Annotated in this window: 2 protein-coding genes; both read right to left on the bottom strand. The window is 50.7% G+C overall.

From position 1 onward, the window contains the following. Positions 1-48 precede the first annotated feature (48 nt). The gene (locus NE473_RS04120) at positions 49-6,948 is read right to left on the bottom strand and encodes a family 43 glycosylhydrolase (protein ID WP_081034808.1); all 6,900 of its coding nucleotides are present in this window, start codon (positions 6,946-6,948) and stop codon (positions 49-51) included. Between the two features lie 104 nt (positions 6,949-7,052). Then, positions 7,053-14,291, bottom strand: a complete 7,239-nt coding sequence (locus tag NE473_RS04115; RefSeq protein WP_148509398.1) for a bacterial Ig-like domain-containing protein — start codon at positions 14,289-14,291, stop codon at positions 7,053-7,055. Between the last annotated feature and the right edge of the window lie 8 nt (positions 14,292-14,299).

Below are 14,299 nucleotides of genomic sequence, written 5' to 3'. Positions count from 1 at the left end.
AGCATTGCTTGTCAGATTCGGTCCTTCTTCTAAAAGGAGATTATTCTCTTATTCTGAAACAGTCGTCAGCACACCTTTCGTTCCATCGGAAACCGGATTGAAATAGTACCACTTGTTGTCAATCAGCTGCCAGCCGGTTACCATCCGTCCTCTGGTTCCGTCGGAAACCGGATTCAAGTAGAACCATTTTCCATCGGCAAGATGCCAGCCGGTAACCATATTTCCGTTTTCATCAAAGAAGTACCAGTCATCCTGATCTCCCCAGCCAGTGTAGATCCACTCGCTCTTCGGAATGGTGCCGTCAGCCTTTTTAAACTGCCAGCCGGTCTCCGTATTGCTCCAGCTTCCTTCCGTATAGTAAGTCTCTCTCTTCCCGGAAGCTGCTTTGATGCCGGAAGAGCTTCCGGATCCCGAGCTGCCGCCTGAGGAACCTCCGGAACCGGTGTTCCCGCCGGAAGGCTTGTCTGATCCGGCCTTTTTCACCGTCACCTTGAAATCAGTCTCAAAGACTTCCTCTGCTCCGTCTTTTCCTTCTGCTATATAAGAGAGGACGACCTTTTTCGTTCCGGCCTTTGAAAAATCATAGAAGATGGTATAATCACCCTCGCTTAAAATTTCCTCGGCCTTCTCTCCGTTTTCTTTTACCAGCATGCGCTTTACAATCATGCCGCCGGTATCCAGTTCTTCGCCTGTCTCATACTCCGTCTTAAACGGACGGGCTGTCACTCTGATTCCAGTCGTATACCCGCCCTGGCTTGTGTCAGCCATTACGCTTACCACAATGTAATCGGTAAACTTCTTTTCTTCGCCCTTTTTGTCAGTGCCGTAATAAGCGACCGTCACCTTGCGGCTGCCTTCTCCTGAGAAATCATACACAGTCTCATATTCCTCCTCAGACAGCACCCGTTTTCTCGGTGAAGCGTTGCTTGCGCTGGCTTTTAAGTACTCCGTCACCTCCATTCCAGACGCATCGAAGGTTTCGCCAATGGAATACTCCCTCTTATCCGGCTTCTTCGTGACTGCGATTCTGGAGGTATAGTACTCTGCCTCTTCGATTTCTTCCAGGACTTTTACGGTGATGGAGTCCGTAAAGATCACTTCTTCTCCATCTTCTCCGGCCGCCGTATAGGATACTGCCACCTCTCTGTCTCCCAGTTCAGAGAAATCATACTCCAGTTCATAGGCGTCTTCCGGAAGTACGGTCTTTCTCACTGCATTGCTGCCGCTGGCGATCCGGTATTCGGTCACCTCCATGCCTTTCGGATTAAAATCATCGTACTGCTCGTACTCAGTCTGGTAAGGCTTCCGGGTAATCTTAATGCAATCCGTATAGTACTCTGTCTCTGCCGTCAGTTTCTCATAAGCGTCTGTCAGTGCCTGGAAAACCGACTCTAAATCCGCCTTGGAAGGCACTGCCGATTTCATCAGCTTCTCCGCTTTTTTAAGCGCTGCCGCGAATTCTTCCCAGCCTTCTTCGTCGTAATCTTCCGCATCAACCTGCTTCATCGATTCCAGAACAGCCTCATATTCGCTTACATCTGCAGAGGCATCGTAAATCCGTACATTATCGATCTTTCCGCCCGTGGCCACTGCAATTACGGCCATTCCTGCTTCTTCATAGGAGCTTGCCGCCTTTTTATGGATCAGTTTTCCATTGACATAGGCATACGCCGATCCATCTTTATACAGCACGGCCACGTGATACGTTTCTCCCGGCTCGAAGGTATAGGAAGCGCTGTCGTCCCGGCCATTTTCACGGATATTGACAGCCGAGTTCTTTAAGTCAAATTTCACATAAGAACGGTCACCCTCCGTACCGATCTGGGCATAGGATCTGACAGAGTTCTCTTCCGTTCCCGGAATCATGACATCCATCATAATCAGGGCATCCGTAAGGCCTGCCGCCTCCCCGGCAGCGATCCCTGCCTGGGCCAGCTTTATATTGGTCGTCGCCGCTGCCTGCAAATACTTGTTTCCTTTTGCATCTTCCTTCACAAGAAAGGAATCGTTCAGCATCACGTACTGCTTCGTTCCATCCTCATTCTCGAGGACCTCATTCTTATCTGCAGCGGCGTCTGTCTCATACGTGTCAAAGGTATCCTCATAGACCGGTGCTGCCGATCCGATAATCTCTTCCATCAGTTCCGTCCCCGTCAGATCCGGGCTGTTTAAAACCGCAGGTCCGTACTCATCCATGATGGCTCCGTATTCGTCAGCCGTAACCGGCAGGACGCTTCCGTGGCGCATGGTCCCGGGGAAGGAATATTCTGAAGAGTCCAGACGCGTAAACGCTCCGCTTCCGATATCGTCTGTGAGCAGCGGGAAGTAACCGCCTCCTCCAAAATTATCCAGAAGCAGGCACCACTTCTGTTCTCCGTTTAACCGGAATGCGGTGGCGCCTTCCACGCCGCTTATCTGGTTGATGCCGGACTCAATCTCTGTCCACTGGCCAAGCAGGGAATCACTGGTCTCCAGCATGGTGTACTTGCCGCCGGATGGCAGTCCCTCCCGATGAGGCTTCGCTGCCTCATTCTTGGTAAAACGGTAATACGTATTTCCCACTTTGATTACCGTGGCATCGATGACGCTCAGCGTCTCACCGCTCTCGCTGTGAAGTTCAATCCAGACCTCCGGTTCTGTAAAGGTATAGAAATCCCTCGTCTTTGCATAATAGACCCGGTGGGTATAATCGTTGTTTTCCACATTCTGGCTGGCCGGAATCTTGGAGGACCAGAATACGATGTATTCTCCTGTGGTTTCATCGTAAAATGCTTCCGGAGCCCAGGTACAGCCTGCTCCTTCTGCCGCTACTTTTACCATTCTCTGGTCCGACCAGTTTACCAGATCGGCAGACTCCCAGATCATGATGGACTGGCTGCCGCTGGTCTGAGCCGCTGTCCAGTCGTTATTGCCGTTGATTTTCAAATCGGTGGCGATCAGATAGAATTTATCGCCTTCCGCAGACCGCATGATAAAGGGATCGCGAAGGCCTTTTTCTCCCAGTCTGGAAGTCAGTACCGGTTTCGATGCATTTAAATCTTCCCAGTTCATCCCGTCTCTGCTGGAGGCCATATAAATCTGTTCGCCGTTTGACAGTCCCTCGCCTTTGAAATAAGCGAAGACGTAGGATTCCATCTGCTTCTCCTCCGGCTTAGCCAGTACAGATGCAGTAAATACCTTCTCTCTGCTGACATCACCTGCGGTGACTGTGGCCGTTAACGTAACATCGGTATCTGTTACAGGCCTGCTGACAACGCCGATCGGCGTTCCCTCAGCCAGTCCGGTGACAGCAATGACGGACTCATCGGAGGATTCCCAGGTAATGACGGTACCATTCGCTCCGGTTTCCGGAAGCGTTAAATTACCTCTTACCTCGTTGATATTGTAAACGTTTAATGCCTCATAATCGAGATCGACCGCTTCGGAAGGAGAAACCTTCTTCACTTCCTGCACTGCAATCCAGCTCAGCACAACGTCAAGAGCTGCATTTTTCTTTACATGGAATTCCACGATTCCGTCTGCCGGAAGTTCAAATTCCCTGCTGCTCTCCAGCACATGTCCTGCGGCGTCATTTCCAAGGGTTATGGTTCCCAGATCTTCCGTCTGGATGCTGCCTTCCGCATCTGTGTACCGGAGGCTCACTGCCATGGAACGGCCGCTGTTCCACTGCGCCCACCATTCCTGATAACCGCTGGCAAACCGGTAGGTACCTGCCGGTAAAGCCAGTTTATATACAATTTCCTGGTCCTTCTGCGCATAAAAACCATTCTCATATTTGTCTCCGGAGCTGGTATTTCGCGGCGAGATTCCCTCTTCCACGTATCCCCATGTCCCGTCAAATTTCTGGTCTGCCGCTTCATTTTTTAAGTCCATGCTCCGGCTGATTCCCTGCCATGCGGCAGAGATCTTCCCGTCTGCAAAACCGCTGTCAATAAAATATACAAGATTTTCCGGAACCACCTCGACAGAAGCAGTCACAAGAACGTCGCTTCCCTCTAAAACACCGGTCACCTTCTTCGTTGTCCACACCTCGTGGAAGCCCTCTTCCGGCATATCCCAGATTACCTTTTTCGCTGTAATCTGTCCGTCCGCCATCTCTGCCTCCACGGTTTCCGGAAGCTCCGGCGTCTTACCGGCTGCGACCGCCAGGTAAAGATTATCATCAAACACGTTTGCAATACTGCTCTTTTCAATGGCAATGTAAGAGACTACCGGCGCCTGGGCGCTTCCGGCTGTAAAGGTAAGGGTTACCTTTGTCTGATCCGCCGGAACGGTAATGCTTCCCGTTACATTCTGTGTGATTCCGCCGTTGCTGCCGCTCCAGGACGCGCTTCCCAATTCTGCCGGGGCCGCGATGCCTTCATAAGAAGCGGTTACATTCGTGGTTCTGCCGGCACTCCACCACTCCGTGTGTCCCGTCGTAATGGTATACGTGCCTTTGTCCAGTGTAAATTCATAGGAAAACGAATTTCCTGTCTTATTCTCTTTGCCGTACCAGCCGGTGCTGTGAAGTCCCAGGCCGGCTCTCCAGGTAAGCGAATCGCAGCCGGAACCGTGTCCCCACGTATTGCTTCCTTCCGCCTTCTGGTCGGGTGTTTCGTTCATAAGGGTTACGTGCTTCTTAACATCTTCATAAAGCCCGGATACCTTCGGGCTTCCTGACGCCTCCATGACGCCGCAGTCTACCAGGTATGTCAGTTCCCGGGAGTAAACGAATCCGTCGATCGTCACCATACGGCCTCCGGTTCCCGTCATCTTTCCGCTGATGGTTACGGGTCCGACACTGTTTAAATCGCCGGAAACGAGCGTCCACTCTACCGGGGTTTCCTTTGTCTCCCCATTGATGGTAATGCTGAGTTTCTGAGGAAGTTCACTCAGAGCGGTTCCCTTCTTTATGCTTTTGGGAAGTTCTGTATTGACGGTAATCGGCGCCATATAATCCAGCATCTCCAGCTTCCAGTCCGCATAAGGACGCAGAATCATATTGCCCTCGCCGTCAAATTCAACCGGAAGCCACACATACTGCGGATCGACCAGTTCGTTCTGGCCGGGGCTCTTATTGTTCCAACGATCCCCCATATAGATAAACTTTCCATTGGCGGCATCGATGGGAATGATGTTGGTGGACTGGGTTCCAAAGGTCAGCGCACTCGTATAGCTGCAGACTGAGGTGTCCGTCACACAGGGATCACCGATGATCTTCCAGTCTCCCAGAATCCCGTTTTCTGACACGGCAAAGCTGGCCTGATTGGCGCCCCATCCGGTGCATCCGGAGGTCATTAAATAGTATTTTCCGTCATATTTAAACATGGCCGGCGCTTCCCGCTTCTGTCCTGCAAATGTCTCACTTCTTAAAAAATCCACGCCCTGCACTGCTGTCTCCGGGCTGGCCGACAGATAGGTGTAGTCTTCGTTTAATTTTGAAATAAACAGCGTGGCATTCTCCTCACTGGAGTAGATGATATATCCCGTACCGTCGTCATCCACGAAAAGGTTCATATCGCGGGCCATGCCTTTGCTCTGGTCGTACTTTCCGGCCACATAGTTTAAGCGGTAACGGTCGATAAATTTGAAGGGACCCACAGGGCTGTCGCTGACTGCAACGCCCGCGCTGGCCGCCGCATAGTTGGAATTACTGGTCTCTGTGGGGCCGTCCGCGTGGAACCACATGACGTAGTTGTCATTCTTTTCATTGTAGATTACCTTGGGCCGTTCGATCACGGAAGTGGTATCATTGATGGCCAGCAGAACCCTGGCTCTCTGCTCCTCCGTGTAATCACCGTATAAGGCATGAAAATAGTCTTCCTCGAAGTCGTATTCGTCCGTCAGGTTGCGGAGCGCTATGCCTTCATCGGCCCAGTTATAGAGGTCTGTGGAGGAATACACACGGACTCCTCCGTCCACGGTGCGGTAGCCGTCCGTCTTGTCTTCTCCGTACCAGTACCATTTCGTTACCCCATTATGCGTAAACTTCTGTACCTGGCCGCCGTGTGCCTGGATGGGCGTTCCGTTTTGATCGAGCCACACCTCCCCGTCGGTACCGGAAAAGCTGGTATAACTGACGGCGTCCTGCTTCGGCTGAAGACCGTTATACTTAGCAGCCAGTTTTTTTAAGTTTGAAGCAATCTTTTCCTGAGATACCGGCTCTTCCGACTCCGCGGCTCTCCTGGCATATTCGTAAGCCTCGTCATATTTTTCCAGAGACTGAACCGAATAGAGTTCCCGCTCCAGACTGGTCAGCGTATACTGCTTCATTGCGTTTTTCAAGTATTCCTGATCGTAGGGAGCCTTTATGATTATGTAGCTTAACATCGCATCCTGACTGGAGGAAGTTCTGTTCGTGTTATGGACCCGGACATCCAGCACTCCGTCGCTTACGGTCACGGAGAAGGTCTCTTCCGCCAGACTGCCTTTGGTAAAGCTCCAGCTGCTCTTTACCGTCTGACCTTCCAGGGTAATATCTGCCGGTCTCGTATCCCAGGGATTTTTACAGCCCAGGGTCACCTGATACGTCCGTTCGCCTTCCGGCATTTCAAATTGATACTTAATTCCGCTTGCATCAGGATCATACTCGATTTTATCGCTCATATAGCGAAGCCCCGCCTCCAGAGAGGAGGGATTCGTATCCAGTTTTCCGTATATGATTGATGAATCGTTCTCTATGTATCCCCAGGTATATCCGGTGGCATCCCGGCCATTTTTCTGGTCGGTAACTGTCTGGAGCAGTCCCATTTTATATCCGTCCGGTACTGCCGCCGGATCGGAAGCTCCGCATTTTACCAGATACAGAGTGTAATCGGCTGCCATCAGCTCTTCATATCCGGGCATGGTATTGGAAAATCGTTCTGCTCCCTCCGGTACTGCATAGACCGGCATGGCTCCCGGAAGAGTCATTGCCATGGACAGCGCGATGGCTGTCAGGCGTTTCAGTGGTTTTCGGTTCATCATTAACCCCCGTTATTTATTTTTTTTCATACTGTGATACGGGCACGGCTGTCCGGTATTCAGAAGCCATGCCCGTATTCTGTCATTCCTCAGATGCTGTTCTCAGATCAGATACGGGCGCCGTCGGCACCTGTGACATATCCATCTGGTGTAGTTGTATTTACGGCCATGGTACCATCCGCATTCAGGTAATAGCTGCGGCCATTCCATGTCACCCAGCCGCTCACGGCCATCGCTCCTCCAGGCTGCAGGAAATACCAGTGATCCTTGTAGCAGATCCAGTTGTTATCTGTCATGGAGCCATCTGGCTGTAAGTAATACCACTGGTTACCGGACAGTATCCAGCCGGTTCTCATATAACCGTCTTCACCGAAATAATACCAGGTTCCATTGATCTGCGCCCACTCGGCTTTTACGTATCCGCCGGCCGTCTTTGCAAACCACCAGCCGGTCTGATCCTGCATCCAGGTCCCTGTTACCGTCGATGTTGTATTAACCCTTGGCCTGCTTCCACTGCTGCTTCCGCTGCTGCCGCTTCCGCCGCTGCTGCCCGGATTATCTCCGTCATCCGGCTCGTCCCCTGTTTCTGACTTAACCGTAACATCCAGAATCGCCTTGCGGCCGCCGTATGTAATAACAACATGCTTGATTCCTGCTGAAGCAGAGTCAAAACTAGACAGTTCATACTCTGTTACGACTGCCTCCGTACCGTTTTCATAGACGGCCGTCACGACCATGCCGTCTGCCTCGAAGGACTCACCGATCTGATAAACGGTTTTGTACGGTTTCGCTGTAATCCTGATGCCTGTAACGGTCAGCGTTCCCGGATTTGCCACTGCAAAGGTACTTAAGGATGATACGCCAAAGCTCATCATGTTATCGGCAGTTTCCGGTATTATGGTTTCAATCTCCCCGGATTCTGTTACGTGATAGATCACCAGGTTTTTCTGACTTATCCCCTCCGGTATTCTGGCTGTCAAAAACAGCGGTACCACCGGCTGAATTTCCTCATCCGATACCATCAGACGGATATCCATCGCTTTCACTGCTTTTACCTCCGGCAGACCATCCGGTATTTCCGCTTCTTCCATCATCAGGGTAATCACCTGGTTCTCCTGTTCCGCATCAGCGCTCAGAACTGCGCCGGTGACGGCTGCACCTTCCGTAAGATTACGATCGCCGCTGACTCTTACGGTGATATTGGGATACGCCTCCATAAAGTAGTCTTCCAGTTCTCCAATCTGCCGGACCATTGTTTTGGATAATTCGCCTTCATACTCTGCAAAGCTTTCTGCTGCTGAATGACGAAGGGCAGAGGCGGCATCCTGTTTTTCCTTTATGGTGCGATATGCTGCGGTATCATTGTCGAATATCTCGGAGGCATCGCGGATCACGGAATCAAGCCTGTCTTCCATCACCAGCGCCTCGTTTTCTGTTACCGTTACTTCTATTACTGCAGTAAAGTCTTTTTCCTCTCCATCCTTTCCGGTTCCCGTCTGGGTTACCTTAATTTTCTTATTTCCCGGTTCGGAGAAGTCGTATTTACCAATCTCATAATCCAGAGTTTTTTCCGCATAGGAGGCGTTGCTGGTGCTGGCCTTCATGACGGTCTCTACTTCCATTCCCTCCGGATCAAACTGTCCGTCCACAGGATATACGGTTTTCTTTGGCTGCTTCGCGATGCTGATGCCTTTCTGGTAAAACTCGTCCTCTTCATCCAATACGGTTACCTTAATCGTATCCCTCAGCACTTTTTCTTCCCCGTTATCATCGAAATAAGAATAACAGATTTCGACACTTCTTCTTCCCGGATCAGAGAGATCACTGACTACATCGTACTCTCCGTCTTCCAGCTTTTCTGCCCTGGCAGGGACAGCATTGCTGGCTGTAGCCTTCAGCAGAAGACGTACTTCCATGCCGTCTGCATCAAAGTTTTCACCCGGAAGATATACGGTTTTCTCCGGTTCCCTTACCACCTTAATACTGTCTGCTCTCAAATCCTCCGGATCGTAAACGGTTACTCTGAAAATTGCGGAATATTCTTTTCCGTTTTCGTCCTCATAAGTAATTGTTACCTTGGAGAGCCCGGCTTCATTCATATCCGGTCCATCCATGGTATATTCCTCTTCTTTCAATTCACGAACCAGTTCACTTCCATGATATCCGTTTATGACCATGCCCACAGGTTCGAATTCCTCGCCTAACTCATAGACGGTTTTGTTTGGCATGGTATCCACCTTTATCTTATTGATGGCCTGCTTTGTGACGGGCGCTTCGCCTCTTTCAATGGCAATATAGGAAACTGCCGCTCCCTTTGCCTCTGCTGCTGTAAACGTCAGGGTGACTTCCGTATCATTCTCAGGTACGGATAAATGTCCCTGTACGTACAGTTCCTTCCACTGGGTTCCCCCTGTAGAGCCGCTGCTGCCCAGTTCTGTCTTTACAACGGTTCCATCCGTTCCAATATAGGAAGCTGTCACCTTTGTGGTACGGCTGTTGCCTGACCACCACTCGGTATGTCCGGTTGTGATATTGTATTCCCCTGCATCCAGGGTCACTTTGTAAGTAAAGGAATCTCCGATGCTGTTCTTTCCGAAATAACCGGTTGCGTGAAGACCATGGTTCTCTTCATATCCCTTTATGCCGTCATAGTCCGAGCCGCTTCCCCATGAATTGCCGTCTCCTGCCTGATCCGGAACGTCGTTCTTCAAATATTTCACCGCATCGTGCACTGCGTTAAAGATTTCTGAAGTCCTGCCGGTGTTATCCACGGTTCCACGCTTCACACCGATTCCGCAGTCGATAAAGTACACCTGCGTACTGCTGTAAACCACCGGAGACCAGCTGATGGTTCCTGCGTCCAGATTTTCAAGGACGCCTTCCAGCTTCACTGTGCTTCCCGGAAGGCTCCAGTCTCCTTCTTTTAAGTTCCAGGTTACTGCCGTATCCCTGATCTCTCCATTTACTTTTAATGTGAGTGTCTCAGGAAGCTGATCCTCCGCTGCCACAACCGGAAGCACAGGTATGTCCTCCACCGAGTCGCCGCCAACCGTAACCTTGACTGTCGCTGTCACGTTATCTTCTTTCGCCGTGATGGTTACGGTCTTTTCTCCCGGTACAGAAGAATCAAATCCGGATACGGAATACTGGCTGTCACTCAGTTTTCTTTCAGTGCCGTTATCGTAATAGCCTGTTACCTCCATTCCTGTTGTATCCAGCTTTTCACCGATGGAGTACATGGTCTTATCCGGCATTTTACTGACTTCAATACTCGTTAAATTCGCAGATTCTTCCACGGCCAGCCAGCTGATGATCGGCTTTTCATTGGCTGCGTGTACCAGCTTATAGGTTACATCACCGCTTACCGGAAGCGTAAATTTATTGGTTACCGCCATATCCGTTCCACGGGATAAAATGGTGTCAAACGTAATTTTCTGTTCCTGTCCGTTTTCATCTTTATAGATCAGTTCCGGTCTCATATCCCTTGAACGGCTTCCATACCAGTCATGGAATCCGTTTGTGATCTTATACGTACCGGCATCCAGTGTCAGGTGATAGACAATCTCTGAACCGTTTGTCCTCCAACCGGCCGTATAGGAGTTATCATACTCGCCTTCTGCTCCATCCGGACTTGGCTTTAAGGGATTTTTGGAATCCGTGATCTCAAATCCCCACTGTTCTGCTGCGGAACCATACTTCTGATCTGCGGTATCGTTAAGCAGCGCTTTTCCGCCAGCCTCAAAATACTTTTCTACTGCTTCATAGACTGAGGAACGGATCTCTAACGCCCCGCCTCCGTTGGGATTCACAGGCACGTCAGCCGCGCAGTCAATGTAATACCGGAGTTCCTGCGGAACTGTCATAACTCTGGCTTTCACCGGATACTTATCTTCCCCGGCCTCTCCGGTTACTTCTACTGTTTTATAAACGGTGTCAAACTGCTCTTCCGACAGGTTCCATACAACATCCGCCTCAGATACTTTTCCGTCAAGACGGATAATGGAAACTCTGTCCGGCATCCTGGGGACTGTACCTTTTGTCGTTATATAAAGCTTCTCAAGTCCCGTAACCTCGGTAATGGCGCCTGCCAGCCCAAGCTTCTCCATCGCATTGCGGAGTGCTAAGTAAGCCTGGTTCACAGCCTCGGCGCTGCCGCCGGCAAGTGCTTCCTCCGCCGCTGTAATCGCTTTCCGGAAATTCTCCCAGTCTTCAGGCATATACGTTTCATCATCATTGGTCAGCTTCTTTGCCGTATCGATCAGTGTCAGCAGCTTTGCCGTGTTTACCGCAGCGCCCTCGGCCGCTGTGCCAAGCACGTCGATTCCATCTACATAGTAGGTGCCGCCTTCTACTGTAATTTTTACAGTGTGCTCTCCTTCCGGCAGGTTCTGGAGTGCATATGTGGTCTGGCGGTTGCCCGCTGCCGGCGTCTGATATGCCGCCTCCCTGATTTCTCCATCTACCTCAACCTTTATCGTGGCGGCACCGGAATTGCCAAATACCTGGATGCCTGTTCCATGGAAGGTAAGACTGAAGGAATTTTCTCTTGATTCACCGGAATCATCCGGCTCGCCGATTACTTTTAATTTCTGAAGGCTGATAAAGGAGCTGGTTGCCGTCACCTTCAGGGTGTGAAGCTGGTCAGGATCCAGATCCAGGTTAAATACATTATGGCCTGTACCGCCATTTCCGGAATTATAATTGACGGTTCCCACTTTTTCCCCGTCTACATAGACGTCACCGGTTCCATTACTTCCGTTTGCTTCCCCGAAGATTTCAATTCCTGTGCCATAGAAATCAAATTCATAGTGCGCCTCATCCGCCGCGCTTCCCCAGGCATTGCTGTCGTTTGATCCCCAGGCCAGCGGGTTGCCGCCCTTGTAGTAACGGATCTGGCCGCTGTTATGTGCATATACGCCCTTCTCTATGGAGCCGCCGTAAGTTCTTGTACGGTTGTAATGGCCATAGCCCTCGTTCAGCACATGATTCCAGTTTCCGTTCCATGTAATCAGTTCACTGGTGTCATCCAGCTTCTGTTCTGCCGCCGCTGCTTTTCCCTCAATCGGCAGCACCTCCAGATTATCGAACTGCGTGTTATAAAAACCACTGGTCAGTGTGACACGGCCGCTCATGGAGGTATGATTGTCATCCACCAGTTCTGCTGCCTTTTTTCCGTCTACATAGGCTGTCAGCACATTTTCATCCGCAGATAACTGCATATTATGCCAGACTGTGCTGTCGAAATTCTCCAGTGTGCCCTTTACACTCTTGCCGGTACGGCAGCTGAGCTGGTACGAACCGTTCTGAAAGACCTGGAAGGTATAGGTAGCTATATCATTGGCGTTCGTTCCCTCGTGCACGACCTCTCTGACGCCAATTCCCGCATAATTTTCAAAGCATTCCGGGCTTGTCAGATCAAGTTTAAAGTCGATCCCCGCGGTATAATTCGTCCACCGGTGGTCTCCCAGTACCGTTCTCGGCCGGCCGGTTGTCTGGCTGTTCTCATCGGTTCCATTCCCCCAGACGTTCCAGTCGTAGGGCCGGTTGTCATAGTTGATCATCTGGGTCAGCACATGGTTTCCAAAGCTTCCCTCCCGTACTTCAAAGGCGCCGTACTGGTCTGTCGTATATCTTGGAGTTCCTCCTCTCCGCTCCAGATAAGTTCTTCCTTTTTCATCCGTATCATAATCCGCATACTCGAAATCATCGGTATAAGGAAGCGCCAGCACATCGCGGTCCACATTGGGATCATTCTGTCCCGGGCTGTACTCCTGTCCCCGGTCCAGAAGACTGGTCACCGTCTTAATGGAATACGGCTTTACAGTTAAGGTAAAGCTGTAGACACCGTAGCTTTCCTTATTCGGAGTAAAGGAATCCACCATCTGCATCCAGTTGCTGTCGTATTCCTGCCCCTCGTCAGGACCCCTGGTCTCCCATACATTTAACGGACTGGAAGCCTTCTTTAAGTTCTTAACCGTCACCTTGTACTTTCTCGTCTGGGATGTGTTGTTTGCAAAGATCATGGAGTAATCATCGGTATCCGGATCCTTTAAGGTCAGATAATTGTTGGTACCCGTATCAGCCAGAACGCCGCCGTCGCTGTAGGAGCCGTCTCCATAGCAGGCATCCGGAAGGTAATTCCAGCCGAGGTCTGCAAATTCCATAAAATGGCCTACCATCTGCAGACCGCCGTCTGCATCGTAATAACCCGACCACGGATCAAAGGCGCCAATCAGCTGTTTCGGGCTGTAGGCACTTCCTTCATAAAAGGCGCCGATCGCCGGCTGAAATTCAAACCGGGTCATTCGGGCCGGATTGTCTCCTGCATCCGAATAGCTGTAGCTGTTGATAAAGCGGGTGGCCAAATCTGCCATTCCAACCTTTCCGCCTACGCCGCCCCGGTCCGGATCTACGTTAATCCGGTATTTTGCATTAATCATCGGAGCGATTGCTTCGCTGTACCAGATTTCCTTTCCATATTCCTGATTCACCTTCGTTAAATCAGAATTGCCGTACAGGGTATAGTGATCCGAAACGACATCTACCAGATCCATGAGTTCCGAATCACTCAGCATGCGTCCCGCAATATCCTTGCTGTTTGAATGCGTATCCGCTGCCACGATCTGTATCTGGCTGTAGTCGTAACGCGCATCCTCTTTTTCTGCGTCCTCATTCAGACGGTTCGCACAGTATTTAATCCATGCCGTATTGTCACCGTAATCCCTGCGGCGCTCATTCTGCCCAGGGCTTACGTAATTGATTTCGTAGCCATATTCGTCGTAAACCGCATCGATGGTCTTCTTATACCACTGATATCTTGCTTCGTACTTTGGATTTTCCGAAGTTTCGTATCCAATCCCCTCCTGGGTCCATTTCGGCTCTCCCCAACGGAGAATTTCTACGGTAATGTCCGGATTAATCGTCTTGGCATCCGCTGCAAAATGCCATCCGGCTCCGCGCAGCACGTTAGCCTCTTCCTCGGGGGAACGCATCGTCGCCGGTTCCGTGCCGGAAGAAGAATTGACATCTCCGCCCATTTCCACTTTAATGTGATTTAAGCCGGCGCCCTTTTCCGGATTGAACAGAAGCTCCATCATCTCCCAGTACTTGTCCGGATGCTCCTCTTTGTAGTCCATGAGCAGTCTCGACGTGTTGTTGCAGGTAACTGCCCCAAATCCCCTAAAGGTATTTACCGGGTCAATCACATCCCCATCCACGGTAATTTCATGGACGTTTGAGTCTGCCGCAGCGTAAGCCGGCGGATTGAACATCATTCCGCTGTTCATAACCATACCCGCGCTGAGCAGAAAACAAAGGGATTGTTTTGCCATTTGTTTCATCTTCATTTTCCTTG

Origin of the sequence: Hungatella sp. SL.1.14 (assembly GCF_024460495.1) — a bacterium.
Classification (GTDB): Bacteria; Bacillota; Clostridia; order Lachnospirales; family Lachnospiraceae; genus Hungatella; species Hungatella hathewayi.
Note: the sequence above shows the minus strand (reverse complement) of the source record. Positions and strands in the feature narration are given on the sequence as shown.

Bases quoted from the DNA above. Each gene is read 5' to 3' on its own strand.
- NE473_RS04120 (WP_081034808.1), bottom strand. From the start codon at position 6,948: ATGATGAACCGAAAACCACTGAAACGCCTGACAGCCATCGCGCTGTCC.
- NE473_RS04115 (WP_148509398.1), bottom strand. From the start codon at position 14,291: ATGAAGATGAAACAAATGGCAAAACAATCCCTTTGTTTTCTGCTCAGC.